This window comes from Proteus sp. STS61-E, from assembly GCF_040932335.1.
GTDB classification, from domain to species: domain Bacteria; phylum Pseudomonadota; class Gammaproteobacteria; order Enterobacterales; family Enterobacteriaceae; genus Proteus; species Proteus mirabilis_B.
In genome coordinates this window covers 128,900-145,650 of sequence record NZ_JBFQGE010000009.1, presented here as the reverse complement: position 1 = coordinate 145,650, position 16,751 = coordinate 128,900, and the positions used below count along the sequence as shown (strand labels likewise).

The 16,751-nt window shown below is 35.6% G+C and carries 17 protein-coding genes; 10 read left to right on the top strand and 7 right to left on the bottom strand.

Translation table 11 applies throughout. From position 1 onward, the window contains the following. The first annotated feature begins 3 nt into the window (after window positions 1-3). The 7 genes from AB4J89_RS18275 to AB4J89_RS18245 all read left to right on the top strand — a co-directional run bounded on the left by AB4J89_RS18275 (window position 4) and on the right by AB4J89_RS18245 (window position 6,460). A complete protein-coding gene (locus tag AB4J89_RS18275) occupies window positions 4-1,014 on the top strand; it encodes an NAD-dependent epimerase (RefSeq protein ID WP_368470232.1) in 1,011 nt (336 codons plus the stop codon). A gap of 3 nt (window positions 1,015-1,017) precedes the next feature. Next, the gene (trmL, locus tag AB4J89_RS18270) at window positions 1,018-1,518 is read left to right on the top strand and encodes a tRNA (uridine(34)/cytosine(34)/5-carboxymethylaminomethyluridine(34)-2'-O)-methyltransferase TrmL (RefSeq protein WP_194951571.1); all 501 of its coding nucleotides are present in this window, start codon (window positions 1,018-1,020) and stop codon (window positions 1,516-1,518) included. A gap of 4 nt (window positions 1,519-1,522) precedes the next feature. Continuing rightward, window positions 1,523-1,987, top strand: coding sequence for a DapH/DapD/GlmU-related protein (locus AB4J89_RS18265; protein WP_368470230.1), 465 nt, complete (start codon window positions 1,523-1,525; stop codon window positions 1,985-1,987). 7 nt (window positions 1,988-1,994) lie between these two features. After that, entirely contained in the window at window positions 1,995-3,221 is a 1,227-nt protein-coding gene (locus AB4J89_RS18260) for an oligosaccharide flippase family protein (protein WP_368470228.1), read from the top strand. Beyond that, on the top strand, window positions 3,218-4,321 hold the full coding sequence (locus AB4J89_RS18255; protein ID WP_368470226.1) for a glycosyltransferase: 1,104 nt from the start codon (window positions 3,218-3,220) through the stop codon (window positions 4,319-4,321). Before AB4J89_RS18260 ends, AB4J89_RS18255 begins: the two co-directional genes overlap by 4 nt. A gap of 674 nt (window positions 4,322-4,995) precedes the next feature. Continuing rightward, a complete protein-coding gene (locus tag AB4J89_RS18250) occupies window positions 4,996-5,523 on the top strand; it encodes a hypothetical protein (protein ID WP_368470224.1) in 528 nt (175 codons plus the stop codon). Then, window positions 5,510-6,460 carry a glycosyltransferase family 2 protein gene (locus AB4J89_RS18245; protein ID WP_368470222.1) on the top strand — a complete coding sequence of 317 codons (951 nt, stop codon included), beginning with the start codon at window positions 5,510-5,512 and terminating at the stop codon, window positions 6,458-6,460. Before AB4J89_RS18250 ends, AB4J89_RS18245 begins: the two co-directional genes overlap by 14 nt. A gap of 156 nt (window positions 6,461-6,616) precedes the next feature. Here AB4J89_RS18245 and AB4J89_RS18240 read toward each other — a convergent pair whose 3' ends face one another. The 5 genes from AB4J89_RS18240 to AB4J89_RS18220 form a co-directional block, all read right to left on the bottom strand. Further along, complete coding sequence (locus tag AB4J89_RS18240) at window positions 6,617-7,174, bottom strand: serine acetyltransferase (RefSeq protein WP_349474620.1); 558 nt, start codon at window positions 7,172-7,174, stop codon at window positions 6,617-6,619. Then, window positions 7,174-7,995, bottom strand: coding sequence for a serine O-acetyltransferase (cysE, locus tag AB4J89_RS18235; protein ID WP_088494105.1), 822 nt, complete (start codon window positions 7,993-7,995; stop codon window positions 7,174-7,176). Before cysE ends, AB4J89_RS18240 begins: the two co-directional genes overlap by 1 nt. A 90-nt stretch (window positions 7,996-8,085) precedes the next feature. Beyond that, complete coding sequence (gene gpsA, locus AB4J89_RS18230; protein ID WP_088494106.1) at window positions 8,086-9,102, bottom strand: NAD(P)H-dependent glycerol-3-phosphate dehydrogenase; 1,017 nt, start codon at window positions 9,100-9,102, stop codon at window positions 8,086-8,088. Further along, window positions 9,102-9,572: a protein-export chaperone SecB gene (gene secB / locus AB4J89_RS18225; protein ID WP_006534205.1), complete on the bottom strand. Its 471-nt coding sequence runs from the start codon at window positions 9,570-9,572 to the stop codon at window positions 9,102-9,104. The genes gpsA and secB overlap by 1 nt, the downstream gene beginning before the upstream one ends. A 69-nt stretch (window positions 9,573-9,641) precedes the next feature. Continuing rightward, window positions 9,642-10,079 carry a rhodanese-like domain-containing protein gene (locus tag AB4J89_RS18220; protein WP_023583406.1) on the bottom strand — a complete coding sequence of 146 codons (438 nt, stop codon included), beginning with the start codon at window positions 10,077-10,079 and terminating at the stop codon, window positions 9,642-9,644. A gap of 359 nt (window positions 10,080-10,438) precedes the next feature. Here AB4J89_RS18220 and rimO point away from each other — a divergent pair, with 359 nt between their 5' ends. The 3 genes from rimO to AB4J89_RS18205 all read left to right on the top strand — a co-directional run bounded on the left by rimO (window position 10,439) and on the right by AB4J89_RS18205 (window position 14,243). After that, window positions 10,439-11,767, top strand: a complete 1,329-nt coding sequence (gene rimO, locus AB4J89_RS18215) for a 30S ribosomal protein S12 methylthiotransferase RimO (protein ID WP_088494108.1) — start codon at window positions 10,439-10,441, stop codon at window positions 11,765-11,767. Window positions 11,768-11,982: 215 nt separating this feature from the next. Then, window positions 11,983-13,275 (top strand): murein hydrolase activator EnvC, encoded by a 1,293-nt coding sequence (envC, locus tag AB4J89_RS18210; RefSeq protein WP_368470218.1) that lies wholly within the window; start codon window positions 11,983-11,985, stop codon window positions 13,273-13,275. Between the two features lie 53 nt (window positions 13,276-13,328). Next, window positions 13,329-14,243 (top strand): divergent polysaccharide deacetylase family protein, encoded by a 915-nt coding sequence (locus AB4J89_RS18205; protein WP_368470272.1) that lies wholly within the window; start codon window positions 13,329-13,331, stop codon window positions 14,241-14,243. A gap of 50 nt (window positions 14,244-14,293) precedes the next feature. Here AB4J89_RS18205 and tdh read toward each other — a convergent pair whose 3' ends face one another. Then, on the bottom strand, window positions 14,294-15,319 hold the full coding sequence (tdh, locus tag AB4J89_RS18200; protein WP_100157754.1) for an L-threonine 3-dehydrogenase: 1,026 nt from the start codon (window positions 15,317-15,319) through the stop codon (window positions 14,294-14,296). Between the two features lie 9 nt (window positions 15,320-15,328). Then, window positions 15,329-16,528, bottom strand: a complete 1,200-nt coding sequence (locus tag AB4J89_RS18195) for a glycine C-acetyltransferase (protein WP_368470215.1) — start codon at window positions 16,526-16,528, stop codon at window positions 15,329-15,331. Window positions 16,529-16,751 lie beyond the last annotated feature (223 nt).

Below are 16,751 nucleotides of genomic sequence, written 5' to 3'. Positions count from 1 at the left end.
GTAATGAAATATTTAGTCACTGGTGCAGCAGGATTCATTGGTTTTCATCTGATAAAAAAACTAATCCAACAAGGTGAAACTGTTGTTGGTATCGATAATCTCAATGATTATTATGATGTCTCCTTAAAAGAATCTAGACTTAACATTCTGAATAAACTAAACAATTTCTCATTTTCTCTTATTGATCTAGCAGATAGAGAAAAAATAGCTAACCTATTTGAAACTGAGAAATTTGATAAAGTTATTCATTTAGCTGCACAAGCTGGGGTTAGATATTCACTAATTAACCCATTTTCTTACGCTGATAGCAATTTAACTGGCTTTCTGACAATCTTAGAAGGTTGTCGTCACAACAATATTAAACATCTTGTTTATGCTTCTTCCAGTTCTGTTTATGGCTTAAATGATGAATTACCATTTTCGCCTCATGATCAAGCTAATCACCCTGTTTCTTTATATGCGGCAACGAAAAAAGCTAATGAATTAATGGCTCATAGCTATTCTCATTTATACGGTATACCAACAACTGGATTACGCTTTTTTACCGTTTATGGTCCTTGGGGTCGTCCTGATATGGCATTATTTAAATTTACTAAAGCCATTATCAACGATGAATCAATTGATATTTATAATAATGGCCAAATGAGACGTGACTTTACTTATGTTGAAGATATCGTGGAAGGCGTTACTCGCATTGCAAATGTAATACCGACGCCACAACAAGATTGGAAAGTAAGTATAGGGACTCCGGCTAATAGTTCTGCACCTTATAAGGTTTATAATATTGGGAATGGTTCTCCAGTTAATTTAATGGATTACATTAGTGCATTAGAAACTCACTTAGTAAAAACTGCAGATAAAAACATGTTACCAATGCAACCTGGTGATGTTTACACCACATGGGCAGATACTGAGGATTTATTTAAAGCAACTGGCTATAAACCTCAAACAAGTGTAGATGAAGGTGTAAAACAGTTCGTTGATTGGTATAAAAGCTATTATCAAGTTAAATAAACCATGCTCAATATCGTCTTATTTGAACCCGAAATTCCACCGAATACAGGGAATATTATCCGCCTGTGTGCTAACACAGGCTTTCATCTTCATCTAATCCAACCACTGGGTTTTACTTGGGATGATAAACGTCTGCGTCGTGCAGGGCTTGATTATCGTGAGTTTGCTGATATTAAACAGCATCACGATTACTATGCTTTTTTAGAAAGTGAAGGTTTAAACCCTGATAATGCACAATCACCAACAGGTGCACGTGTATTTGCGTTAACGACAAAAGGCACACCAGCACATAGCAATGTGAGTTATCAAGATGGAGATTATCTCCTTTTTGGACCTGAAACTCGTGGTTTACCGCCTTATGTGTTAGACAATATGCCAACACAGCAGAAAATCAGAGTTCCAATGCTTGCTGATAGCCGTAGTATGAACCTATCGAATACTGTGGCTGTTGTAGTTTTTGAAGCATGGCGTCAACTAGGCTACCCAGGTGCATTATTGAAATAATTTTATGAAAACATTTCTCCTAAAAAAACTAAGTTCTCTTATAGTAAAAATTTATGTCTTCATTTTTTACAATGAATTAATTTACAACAAAAATGTTATATATTTTGGTTTTTTTACTATTAAAAATATAAAGAAATTATCTATCAAAGGGAGAGTAAATATTAATGATCATGTATATGTTAATGCCAAAGGAGGTATTACTCTCGGCAATAAAGTGACACTCTCAGCTGGCTCAAAATTAATTTCAACAGGATTGTTGATTAATGATAATGGAATTACTACTGAACATATAGATAAAGAAATTATAATTTCAGATAATGTACAAATAGGTGCTGGTGCCATCATACTTGCTGGTGTATCTATATGTGAAAATGTTATTGTAGGGGCTGGCTCTATTGTAACTCGCAATATTGAAAAACCTGGTGTTTATGTAGGAGCCCCAGCTAAATGCATAAGACTATTTAAATAATTTAAGAATGATTATTAAAAATGTTTTTTATCTACAATTCATTAAAGCAATCGAATTACTAATTCCCTTAATTGCGATTCCTATAGTTATAAAGTATCTTGGTATATCTAACTATGGCATTATAGCTTTGCTTCAAGCTATTTCAGCGTATATAATTCTTATTGGTGAATGGGGATATAATGCTAATGCAACAAGGGAATTTTCATCTGAAATTTCCATCTTTGAAAAAACATTATTATATATAGAAATACAAAAAATAAAGATTCTATTCTGTATATTAATATTTATTTTTTTGATCTTATTGAAATTTATTATTGAACTAACTTACTTACAAATGCTCATATTATTTGTATGGTTTTCCACCTCAATACTTCAATGTAAATGGTATTTTCAAGCTACATATAAATTAATAAATTTAGTCGTTATATCTTTATTTTCTAAAATAATATATATTATTTATGTTTTTCTATTTGTTAATTATGATACAAACATAGAAGAATACCTTCTTTTTTTAATACTACCTAATATAATTTTATTTATATACTCTAATTATTATATTATAAAGAGACTACCTATAAATAAAATAAAAAATAAAAAATACTTTAATCTATCAACAAAAAGTAAATTCTTATTGAAAGAAGGTTGGCATCTCACATCAATGAGGCTGATTACGGGCGCTATAAATCCCGTAGCACTAATTATAGCAAAATCAATATATGGTATTGAGTTTGTTGGTTTTATTGGTGTAGCACAACGCATTGTGTCAGCCTCAGTATCTATATTAACACCAGTCATCGATGTTACTTTTCCCAAAATGAATTATTTTTATTTAAATAATAAAAATAATTTTTATAAATTTATAAATCTTATCTTATTATTTTTCATATTTGTTCAAGTTTTAGGCATGTTAACCTATACAATATTAGACCAATATATTTTTCATATATTAAATATTAAATACTCTGAAGAACTATCACTGATACTATCCTTTTATTTACTAATTATATTCTTTAGCTTAGCAAACTCTTTTTTAGTACATATGTTAGTTATAATGAAAAGATCAAAGTATATAAGCCCATTTTCTTTACTAAGTGGGATATTAACAATATCATTTATGTTATCAATTGAAAACTTCAATCATTCTCAATATAATTTTGTTTTTTCTATTTTGTTAGGTCAACTATTCTTATTTATCTCAATATTATATTTAAAAGGTAAAAATAATATTTCATGAAAAATATTTTAATTTTATCAAACTCTCTTTCTAATGGTGGTGGTGAGAGAATAGCTTGTAACTTAGCCAATGGACTACAAGAAAATAATTATAAAGTATACTTCTATATAATAGAAAACAATATCAGCTATACTTTACATGAAGATATAATATTAATAAAAAACCCTATAAATATTAAAGCCCCTTTTATTGGAAAAATAATAAATAATTTCTCAGCAGCTATTCATTTGTTTTTTATTCTTAGAAAAGAAAAAATAAATACAATTATTAGTCACTTGTTTAGAGCAAATTATATTAATATATTTCTATCACTATTTAAAAAACATAAAAGTATAGTTGTTACACATGGCTCAATTTTAAAATATTCTAATAAAAGTTTAAAATCAAAAATAAATGTATTTATAATAAAGAATATATTTAAACACGCCACTAAAAAAGTATTTCTTACACAGAGAATGTTAAATGATTATTTACCTATTGTCGGAGAAAAAAACAACTTTGTTATCCCAAATTGTTATAATTTAGATAATATTCTTGAATTATCTAGAGTAATTGTAGATGACAATCCATTTTCTTCTGGTGAGTACTTCATCTTTGTAGGAAGATTTCACCCTGTTAAAAATATTTCTTTCTTATTAGATACATTTAAAAAAACCAATTATAAATTATTATTAATTGGAGATGGTGATTTATATAGTGAATATAAAAAAAAATATGAAAATAACAACTTACAATTTCTAGGAAATAGAGAGAACCCATACCCGTATATAAAACAAGCTAAATCGACTATACTTACTTCTATATCAGAAGGTTTTCCAAATGTATTAGTTGAGTCTCTTTATCTTGGTGTACCAATTATTAGCTCAGACTGTAGAACTGGTCCTAGAGAAATATTAAATATTAATGGAGATATAAAAAAAGGAGATATTTTATATAATAAGTTAGGTGTATTATATAACATTAATGATAGCCAAGGGTTATTAAACTCTCTAATATACATATCAAAATCAGATGAAAATTACGATAAAAGCTTAATGACTCACTCCATGAAAAACTACAACATACCTTCAATTGTTAAAGAATATATTAATATAATTTAAATCTTATGATCTATAATAAACTAATACCTCTATGGAATAATAAAGGGAAGTATCGTGAATTGTACTCTTTCTTTCCTATTACCTGTGTACTTATAATTCCTATTTTTTATACTTTTATCATTTTCCCTTTTTATTATCAAGAAAAACTATACCAATTATTTGTTATAGAAAACTCAATATTTTGGATAAGTGTAAGCCTAGTATTACTAGTCATATCTAAACTAATTTATAGTAGAACAAAAATAAAACAATATTTTTTCTCTAAAAACACGGCATTAATATTTGCTTTTATATATGTTGGCATTGTATTTTTTTATATTATTCTTAATATTATAATCATTGGATTCAATGGATTTTATTCAGGGTGTCATTACTGTGGTGAAGTATTAGGTGGATTCGAACTACTGAGAGTGATTATATTTGACCTTGGTACAGTCACTATATTACTGCTACCCATCTGCCTGATAACGTTTAGAAAAAATAAAATTTTTCTATCAATACATATTATTACTGCTTTATTAATCCTCACTTATTATTACATTGGTTCATACCGGAACCAACTCTTACCTATAATATTTCTATTCTTCCTAATATTTATTAGTAACTACCGTTCTTTTTTTAAGAAGATATTTTTTATTCTTTTTTTATTTCTATCTCCTGTTGCTGCTATTTCAATGGCTTTTTATCATTATTTTAAAGATAGTGACTCGCCATTAACACTCTATGATTATTTCTCTATGAATGAATTTTATTCTAATTATAATAATTTTATTATATATGAGTCTGGTTTCTCTCTAGATTTACCATTTTCTGGTTCTAGCTATTTAGGACCATTTCTTCATAAATTAAACGCATTAATTGATACAGGATTTAAAACATCAGCCACTCAAATGGCTCAGTATATGGATACAGGTATTGGATATGGTTTCTCTCCATTGCTAGAAGCCTTACTAAACTTTGGTGATTTATTTTTAATAGGAGCAATTATTGTAGCATTTACTATATACATATCAATCACACTCATTATCATTTCTAAAAATGATTTAATATCAACACTATATTTTTCTTTATTTGTATTTTTTATCTTTAATATCAATCGAGTAGACTTTACTTCTGCTTTTAATATTTACTTCCACAAACTTCTACTCATCTGGCTTTTTACTTTTTTCACAAATACTCGTATCTCTAATGAAAAACGATAAAATATCTGTATTACTTTCCATATATAATGAGATAGATGAATGGATTATACTATCTATTAATTCGATAGTCGCTCAAAATACATATAGTAAATTTAAAATTCAATTAGTTATTGTTATCGATAACCCTAATAAATGTGAACATTATAAAAATATAATTAATAATCTAGAAATAAAAAACATTGAAATAATAATTGTAGAAAATAGCATAAATCTTGGGTTAGCAAGTTCACTAAACAAAGCATTTGAACATAGCGATGGTAATTTTATTGCTCGGCTAGATGCTGATGATATTGCCGATCCAGAACGCTTAAATGTACAACTAAAATATTATAAATCTAATTCTTTTGCATTAATTGGTACAGGCATAAATAGAATTGATGAGCATGGTAAATTTATATCTACCTCCTGTTTGTCAAATGATTTTTTAAAACTAAAAAGTACCTTAGGTTATAAATCTGTTTGTTATCACCCTACATGGTTCATGTCGAGAGATATTTTTGAAAAAATGCAAGGATATCGAAATTACCCCAATTCACAAGATTTTGATTTTATTTCGAGACTTATTGCTAAAAACTATACAATTTCAAATATTGAAAAACCATTAGTAATGTATAGAATAAATACGCAATCTTTATCTTTTAAAAATTCGTTAAGACAAAGAAAATGCCAATATCACATAATAAAAATGAATAAAATTAGAAAAAAATATGGTATAGATAATTACAATGAACAAAGAATGTTAGATTATATAAAAGTGAATAAAATCATAAATGAATTACATTTTAAAAGTCAACTATTACTAGTAAGAGCACTTAGGATGAATAATGTAAATCCTAGTAAATACCTACTTTTATTATGTTCAACATTTCTTTCTCCATACCAAACAAAACATATTTTAAGAATGAGTTATTTTAAAATAAAAAATTATTTTATATAAATATTTATTAGTTTTTATAACTACTGTTGTGGTTTTTGAAGCATGGCGTCAACTTGGTTATCCTGGTGCATTGCTAAGAGACTGAAATGTAAAAAGCGCTGATCATAAATCATGACTAGCGCTTTTTTAATTTCAAACGACTAAAAATCTAACTTATTACTCTGATGGTTGTCTGATTTCAGCAATGACTTTGGTGATATACCTGCACCCTTCCCCCACATCCTTTAATACCAATGCATGAGCACCAATCACTGCATTATCACCTATCTCTATCTCACCACCAATAATCGATGAGTTACAACCAATATAAACGTGGTTGCCAACTCGAATATCTGCTTTACCATCCTTCTCTTTTACTCCGATGGTCACACCTTGCATTAACGTCACATTCTCACCTAGCTGGCAGTAATTAGTCAGTACGATCCCTATCGGATGAGGTAATGAAAGGCCTTTGCCTATGCGAGTTCTTAGTGAAATATCGTTGCAATACTTACGATTATTTTTAGCACCAATACGAATGCCAAGTTTTTTGAGAAAACGGTTTTCAGAGAAATAAAAAAATTGGGCGACACGCCACCAAAATAGATAACGTGAACGTTGGCAGAAAAAAACGCGATGAAAAAGTCTTATCCAACTAAAAGGCTTGTTATCACCGATATATTCAGCATGTAAACAAGCCTTCAGCTCAGAGAGTGTAACTTCAGTTAATGCCATTAAATGCCATCACCACATTCAAAACCAGGCACCACACCATTAAAGTGTTGATCCATATCGAGTGAAGGCTTGTCACTAGTGGGTTTACCGACAATACGGGCGGGAACACCCGCAACAGTAGTATGTGCAGGAACTTCATGTAAAACAACTGATCCCGCACCAATTTTAGCACCTCGGCCAATCTCAATATTGCCGAGTATTTTAGCACCCGCGCCAATCATTACACCTTCGCGTACTTTAGGGTGGCGATCGCCACAGGTTTTACCTGTACCCCCTAAAGTGACGGATTGCAAAATAGAAACGTCATTCTCAACGATAGCGGTTTCACCAATCACAATACCTGTTGCGTGATCAAGCATAATGCCATGACCAATGCGAGCGGCTGGATGAATATCAACCCCAAAAGTCACAGAAATCTGGTTTTGTAGGTAAATGGCGAGTGCTTTACGATCTTGCCCCCATAGCCAATGCGCTATGCGATAAGCTTGTAAGGCATGAAAACCTTTTAGATAAAGCAGAGGTGTGGAGTACTTATCAACAGCGGGATCGCGTAAACGAACGGCTGAAATATCATAAGCGGCTGATTCAATCATAGAATTATCACTACGATATGCTTCTTCAACAATCTCACGAACAGCAATCGCAGGCATAGTTTGGGTTGCTAGCTTGTTCGCCAGCATATAGCTTAAGGCACTACCTAAATTTTCATGCTTGAGTAATGTCGCATGGAAGAAACTCGCCAAAATTGGCTCGCAATCTGCCAAACATCTTGCTTCATCTTTAATATGATCCCAGACTCTTTTTAGTTCTTCTAGCGACATACTCACTCTCATTCTTTTTACATTGAAGCCTAAGTAAAAACTTAGGCTTCTTATGTTTAAAACAGAAATAAATAACTATCTAAAATAGACTTAGAAAAGATTACTGTCTATCTCATCTTTCGTTGCACGGCCTAATAAAGATAATGCCGCTTCTTTAGCGTCTTTATGCTGGTATAAAATTTGGTAGATCTGCTCTGTGATAGGCATTTCAACACCAACTTGCTCAGCTAATGCACGAACCTCTTTGGTATTGCGATAACCTTCAACGACCTGCCCGATTTTCTCTTGGGCAGTATCAACATCAAAGCCTTGACCTAGCATCATGCCAAATCGACGATTACGAGATTGGTTATCGGTACAGGTTAAAACTAAATCACCTAAACCCGCCATTCCCATAAAAGTAGCAGCATCTGCACCTAATGCTTTACCTAATCGGCTCATCTCGGCAAGTCCGCGGGTGATTAGCGCTGTACGCGCATTTGCACCAAATCCCATACCATCAGACATACCCGCACCAATCGCAATCACGTTTTTTACCGCGCCACCTAATTGCACACCGATAAAGTCAGGATTTTTATACACACGGAAACTTTTGCCACAATGGAAAAGCTGTTGAAGCTCTTCAGAGAACGTATTATCCGTTGATGCCACAGAAATCGCAGTGGGCAAACCCGCGGCAAGCTCTTTAGCAAAAGTAGGACCTGATAAAACTGCTAGCGGGATTTCATTACCTAATACTTCACGCGCTACATCTTGCAACAAGCGACCAGTATGAGCCTCAAGTCCTTTTGTCGCCCAAACAACACGTGCATCCTGACGTAAAAAGGGTTTGATCTGTTGTAATACATCACCAAAAACATGGCTTGGGATCACAACAAGAATATTACGGCTGGCTTCAATGGCTTTTTGCAAAGAAGCTTCCATGTATAAACTATCAGGAAAGGAAACATCGGGCAGAAATGCCTGATTACAGCGTGCTTGCTCTAATGCAGCAACATGCTCAGGATCATGACCCCAAAGTACAACGTCATGACCATTGCGCGCTAAGGTAATCGCTAAAGCGGTGCCGTATGAACCGGCACCGATAACTGTCATAGAAGCGTTCATTAAGCTTCTTCAGCCCCTTCATTAGCCGCATCAGTTTGTTGCTGTTGTAAATAGTTCATAAACAACGCATCAAAGTTAACAGGTGCTAAGTTCAGTTGTGGGAAAGTACCACGGCTAACTAAGTTAGTGATACATTCACGAGCGTAAGGGAACAGAACGTTAGGGCAATATGCACCTAAGCAATGTGCCAGTTGAGTGCCTTCGATACCTTCAACGGTAAAGATACCTGCTTGTTGAACTTCACACAGGAATGCAGTTTCGTTATCCATTGTTGCGGTTACAGTAACGCGCAGAATAACTTCATAGACGTTTTCAGCTAGAGTATTAGAAGAAGTATCCAGATCTAATTTAACTTCTGGTTGCCACTCTTTTTGGAAAACTTGTGGGGCATTAGGCGCTTCAAAAGAGATATCTTTTGTATAGATACGTTGAATTTGAAAAGTCATCTCTTGGTTTTGCTGTTCTGACATAATAATCTTACCTTTTTATATCCTTATTAATTGAATAGCAGTAAGTATAGAACTCAATCTGCCCGCTCGTTACTTTTTACCTTTAGCCAGTGGTAAATTCTCACCACTCCAGCCTGAAAGACCATCTTTTAAGATAAAGACTTTTTCAAAACCGAGTTTAATTAGGCTTTCTGCAGGTTTTGCACCTTCAATACCTGATGGTGACACAACAATAACTGGCTGTGATTTATATTTCTCCAGCTCAGCAATATTATTATTTTTGATTTCAGAAGGCGTTAAATTGATAGAATCAATGATGTGTCCTTTACGGAATTCATCACGGCTACGGATATCAACACACACCGCATTCTCTTTGTTTATCAAAGAAATCGCTTCTGTACGGGAAATATTTTTCGTCTTAGAAAAAAGCCCTTTAAAGGTCAATACAATGACCGCCACCAGCAACGCTACCCAAACAAAGCTTAACAGGGTGTGCCGGTTGAAAAATTGCATTACTTCTTGCAGCATAGGATGCAATCACTCTCGTTGGTTAAAAATAGTATCAAAGAGCCAAAGTATACCTTTGTCATGGCGCAATTACAGCCTATTCCTGCTTTTCTCTTTCTATTTTTGCGGAAAGTTTCTCAACAATCATTTTTTTTATTGACGGATTTATGTACCATTAGCGCCGGTTCAGTGAAAAATGATGAATTGAAAAGGCCTTACCTTTTTACTCTACAGGAACTCTCTTCAGGCAAGCTATTAATAAATCAGCATCCCTAATAGTGGCTACTTACGTATAAAATCTCCCATATTACGTAAGATCTATACCTGTCTGAGATACAACAACTATCTGTTATTTATTTAAAAGTATTGAGAACACGAGCATGTCGCAAACAAATCAAGTGCCTAAAATTGGATTCGTTTCATTAGGTTGTCCTAAAAATTTAGTGGACTCTGAACGTATCCTAACCGAACTGCGTACAGAAGGTTATCAAGTTGTTCCTACCTATAATGATGCTGATTTAGTCATCGTCAACACCTGTGGGTTTATTGACAGCGCAGTACAAGAATCGCTAGAAGCGATTGGTGAAGCACTCGATGAAAACGGTAAAGTCATTGTTACCGGCTGTTTAGGTGCAAAAGAGAACCAAATTCGTGAAGTGCACCCTAAAGTACTCGAAATCACAGGGCCTCATAGTTACGAACAAGTTTTATCTCATATTCACCATTATGTGCCAAAACCTGATCACAACCCGTTTCTCAGCCTTGTTCCTGAACAGGGTGTAAAATTAACGCCTCGTCATTACGCGTATTTAAAAATCTCTGAAGGTTGTAATCACCGTTGTACGTTCTGCATCATTCCATCAATGCGAGGCGATTTAGATAGCCGCCCAATTGGTGAAGTTTTAGGTGAAGCTAAAAGATTAGTTAATGCAGGAGTAAAAGAGTTACTTGTTATCTCTCAAGATACTTCTGCTTATGGTGTTGATACTAAACATCAAACGGGTTTTTGGGATGGAATGCCTGTCAAAACCAGTATGGTCAGTTTATGTGAACAACTGGCAAAATTAGGTATTTGGGTTCGCTTACATTATGTTTACCCATATCCACATGTTGATGATGTCATTCCTTTAATGGCAGAAGGTAAAATTCTACCTTATTTGGATATTCCGCTTCAGCATGCCAGCCCTAAGATTTTAAAACTGATGAAACGCCCAGGTGCTGTTGAGCGTACATTAGAGCGTGTAAAACGCTGGCGTGAAATTTGCCCTGAGTTAACCTTACGTTCTACCTTTATTGTTGGTTTCCCGGGTGAAACAGAAGAAGATTTCCAAATGCTATTGGATTTCTTAACACAAGCACGTCTTGATCGTGTTGGTTGCTTTAAATACAGCCCTGTTGATGGTGCGAAGGCAAATGAATTAGCCGATCAAGTACCTGAAGAAGTGAAAGAAGAGCGTTATCATCGCTTTATGCAATTACAGCAACAAATTTCGACTGAGCGCTTGCAAGAGAAAATCGGCAAAGTGTTGCTTGTTATGATTGATGAAGTGGATGAAGAAGGTGCGATTGGTCGTAGTATGGCTGATGCGCCTGAAATTGATGGTGCAGTTTACCTCAATGAGCAATTTGATGTAGAACCAGGGCAAATCGTTCGTGTTCTTATTGAACATGCAGACGAATATGATCTTTGGGGTACTATCGTCGAATAATCTCTCTCGTGGACAGCGTGATATTCTATTGCGCTGTCACACAAAATCCCTCTTTTTTCCTCTCTCCTATGATTATTGCTTTATAATCTCTTATTAATTGAATAGATTACCTGTTAGGTATTATCTGAAATTTCGGCTTTATTTCGTGTTAACTGGTCAGTTGTTTTATGGCATGGAATAATCTTACAAACTGTTATGAAAGGTACGTTGGTCAGATGGCAAAGAAAATGGATCTTCAAAAAAAAACACATCCGTCTTATCGTGTATTTTCTTTACCGTTAATCACGTTGCTTATTAGTACAACCCTCTTTTCAGCCACTCCTGTTTTTGCTAACACATTAACGGATAATCGCAATCAACTAAAAGATCTGCAAACCACGATTGCGGAAAAAGAAAAACAAGTTCAAGAACAACAAAAACAACGTACTGCACTTCTTAATCAACTAAAAACACAAGAAACCCAAATTTCCAGTGCGGGGCGTTCTGTGCATGAAACCCAAAACCGCTTACAAACATTGAGTAAAGAGATAAAAACCATTACCGCAAATATTGCTCGCTTACAAAAACAATATCAGTCACAGCAAGAGTTATTAGCGCGTCAAATGGATGCTGCGTATCGTCAAGGTAAGCACCAAGGTATTGAGCTCTTATTTCGTGGTGAAGAAGGCCAGCGTGAAGAGCGTATTTTAGCGTATTACAGCTATATTAATGATGCTCGCAAAGAAACAATGGCAGAGCTTGCTCAAACATCAAAAGAGCTTGAAGCAGAAAAAGCAGCGCAGCAAGCAAAACAGAATGAGCAAAAGCAGGTTCTCACTAAACAACAGCAAGAAAAACAAAAACTCGATAATGCTTTAGCTGCTCGACAAAAAACGCTGACACAACTTGAATCAACTTTAAAAGCAGATCAGAAAAACTTAGCCACCATGCGAGCTAATGAAGCTCAATTAAGAAATAAAATTGCTCAAGCTGAGCGTGAAGCTAAAGCACGAGCAGAGCGTGAAGCCCGAGAAGCAGCACGCATTGCAGCCAAACAACGAGAAGCCCAACAGCGCGGTTCAACCTATAAACCGACAGCCGAAGAGCAGTCATTAATGTCACGTACAGGCGGTTTAGGTAAACCTGCGGGGCAAGCTATTTGGCCTATCAGAGGCTCTTTATTACACCGTTTTGGTGAGTCTATTTCTGGCTCTGGTGAATTACGTTGGAAAGGAATTGTTATACCAGCAGCACAAGGCACCGAGGTAAAAGCCATTGCTGATGGTCGTGTATTATTAGCAGATTGGCTTCAAGGTTATGGTTTGGTCGTCGTGGTTGAACATGGTAAAGGTGATATGAGCCTTTATGGTTATAACCAAAGCGCTTTAGTGAATGTTGGCCAACAGGTTAAAGCAGGCCAATCTATTGCTTTAGTTGGTAACAGTGGTGGACAAGAGCGTTCAGCACTCTATTTTGAAATTAGACGTCAAGGAAAAGCAGTGAACCCTGTTCCTTGGCTTGGGAGGTAGGTTTGAAATTACTTGGCACATTACAACGCAAGCGCTCTTTTTTACTTAGTTTAATGTTGCTAAGTCTGGTTGTAAGTACACCTGCATTTGCAGCCAAATTAGCCATTGTAATTGATGATTTTGGTTATCGTAAAAAAGAAGATAACCAAGTTTTACAACTTCCTACTGCGGTTTCTATCGCTATTTTACCTGATTCTCCTCATGGTAAAGAAGTGGCGACTAAAGCCCATGCACAAGGGCGTGAAATTCTCATCCATATGCCGATGGCGCCCATTAGCAAACAACCTCTAGAACGCGATACCCTAAAACCATCAATGGATCAGGCTGAAATTAATCGCATTATTCAGCATGCTATTAGTAATGTTCCTTACGCTGTCGGTATGAATAACCATATGGGCAGTGCAATGACATCGGATAGACAAGCAATGGATAGAGTTATTAAAGCGCTTAATCACTCTAATCTCTATTTTTTAGATAGCGTGACCATTGGTAATACACAAGCTGCTATTGCTGCTAAAGCCGCAGGAGTTCCTTCTTTGCGTCGACATGTTTTTCTCGATAACGTACAAACAGAAGCAGAGACTCGCCAACAACTTGCCCGCGCCATTGCTTTAGCACGAAAAAATGGCTCCGCCATTGCTATCGGACATCCTCATCCCTCGACTGTAAGAGCATTACAGCAGCAGTTGCCTTTATTACCTGCTGATATTCAACTTGTGGCACCAAGTGCGCTATTAAAACCACAAATAAAAAAACCGATACAACCCGAACCGCCAAAAGTTGTGCCACCAACAGAGCAACCCAAAGAGCCAAAACCTGCGTCTTGGCTAAAGCCAGCACAAGAAGCCATTATTTCGATGAAAAAAAGTACGCTAATTAATACTTTATCCAGTGGATTTAGCTCATCAGAAAAAAAGAAATTACCCGATATAGCTGATCCTAATGGAATTGGTGAAGTTGAAAAATAATGCAATAAAAAAGAGCCTTTTAAGGCTCTTTTTTGCTTAGTGATCACTCATTACTGCCAATCTAAAATAACTTTACCTGATTGACCTGAACGCATGATATCAAAACCTTTTTGGAATTCATCGATTGAGAATTGATGAGTAATAATCGGAGAGAGATCAAGACCAGACTGAATAAGTGCTGCCATTTTATACCATGTTTCAAACATCTCACGACCGTAGATACCTTTAATAAACAGACCTTTAAAGATAACTTGTCCCCAATCAATTGCCATATCAGAAGGTGGAATGCCCAACAGTGCAATACGACCGCCATGATTCATGGTATTAAGCATGGTACGAAACGCAGGTGGTGCACCTGACATTTCTAATCCCACATCAAAGCCTTCTGTCATCCCCAACTCTTTCATAACGTCGATTAAGTTTTCTTTGCTGACATTGACGGCTCTGGTGACACCCATTTTTTTCGCAAGATCAAGGCGATATTCATTAACATCGGTGATCACCACATGACGTGCCCCAACATGCTTACAAATGGCAGCTGCCATAATTCCAATAGGACCAGCACCTGAAACCAGAACATCTTCACCCACTAAATCAAAAGATAACGCGGTATGCACAGCATTACCAAAGGGATCAAAAATAGCGGCTAATTCATCAGGAATATTGTCTGGAATTTTAAACGCATTAAAGGCAGGGATAACCAGATATTCAGCAAAACAACCGGGGCGATTTACACCCACACCAATGGTATTGCGGCATAAATGGGTACGACCACCACGGCAATTACGGCAATGCCCACAAGTGATATGTCCTTCACCTGAGACACGATCACCAATATTAAAGCCTTTAACTTCCTGCCCTATCGCAACAATTTCGCCGATATATTCATGGCCGACAACCATAGGAACAGGAATTGTTTTTTGTGACCATTCATCCCAGTTATAAATATGAACGTCAGTGCCACAAATTGCTGTTTTACGAATTTTGATCATCACATCGTTATGACCAAGTTCAGGTACTGGAACATCGGTCATCCAAATACCTTCTTGTGCTTTTAATTTTGACAATGCTTTCATAGAGTAACCTTATGCAATCACATTAAGTTCTTTGCCAATTTTGATAAATGCCGCCACTGCACGCTCAATTTGTTCAGTCGTGTGTGCTGCCGACATTTGTGTACGAATACGCGCTTGCCCTTGAGGCACAACAGGATAGAAGAATCCCGTCACATAAATTCCTTCATCAAGTAAGCGTGTTGCGAACTCTTGCGCTAATTTAGCTTCTCCTAACATCACAGGAATAATGGCATGATCAGCACCAGCCAATGTAAAATCTGCAGCACTCATTTTTTCACGAAAAAGTGAGGCGTTACGCCATAAACGGGCACGAATTTCATCCCCTGATTTCAGCATATCTAAAACAGCAATAGAGGCCGAAACAATCGCAGGTGCTAACGAGTTAGAGAATAAGTAAGGACGAGAACGCTGACGTAACCACTCCACGACTTCTTTACGCGCTGCGGTATATCCACCAGAAGCACCACCTAACGCCTTACCTAAAGTACCTGTGATAATGTCGACTCTGCCCATCACATCGCAATATTCATGGGTTCCGCGACCTTGTGCACCCACAAAACCAACAGCATGAGAATCATCGACCATGACGAGAGCACCAAATTCATCGGCTAAATCACAGATAGATTTTAGATCTGCAATCACACCATCCATTGAAAAGACACCGTCTGTCGCGATCATAATGTGGCGAGCATTATCTGCTTTGGCTTTTTCAAGTTGAACGCGTAGCTCTGCCATATCGTTATTGGCATAGCGATAACGTTTTGCTTTACATAAACGCACACCATCAATAATAGATGCATGGTTTAAAGCATCAGAAATAATGGCATCTTCAGGACCCATTAGTGTTTCAAATAATCCACCATTTGCATCAAAGCAAGATGAATACAGAATGGCATCTTCCATACCTAAGAATTCAGCGATTTTATTTTCTAATGTTTTATGTGAATCTTGTGTACCACAAATAAAACGCACAGAAGCCATACCAAATCCGTGACTGTCCATACCTGCTTTTGCGGCTTCAATTAATTTTGGGTGATTAGCGAGGCCTAAATAGTTATTAGCACAGAAGTTAATAACATGGCTTCCATCAGCAACTGCGATATCTGCGCTTTGTGAAGAAGTGATGATGCGCTCATTTTTAAAGAGGCCATCTTGACGAGTTTGTTCTAGTTGTTGATTAATTTGTTGGTAAAACGCGGGAGTAGACATACTTTCTCCTAAGACAGCAATTCGAAAAGAAACAACTTAAATAGTTTGACTACAATATAGTCAGTATTGTTTCTTATTCTATGCCTTTGTTCTATTAAAAACGACAAATGTAAATAATTAATGTTATTTGTGTAATTAAGATCACTAATACGCTCTGCTTTTTTCGAGAATTTCAGTCTGTTGTTCCATGATGAATGCTACCGTTAAAGCTGTTCAGTGTTAT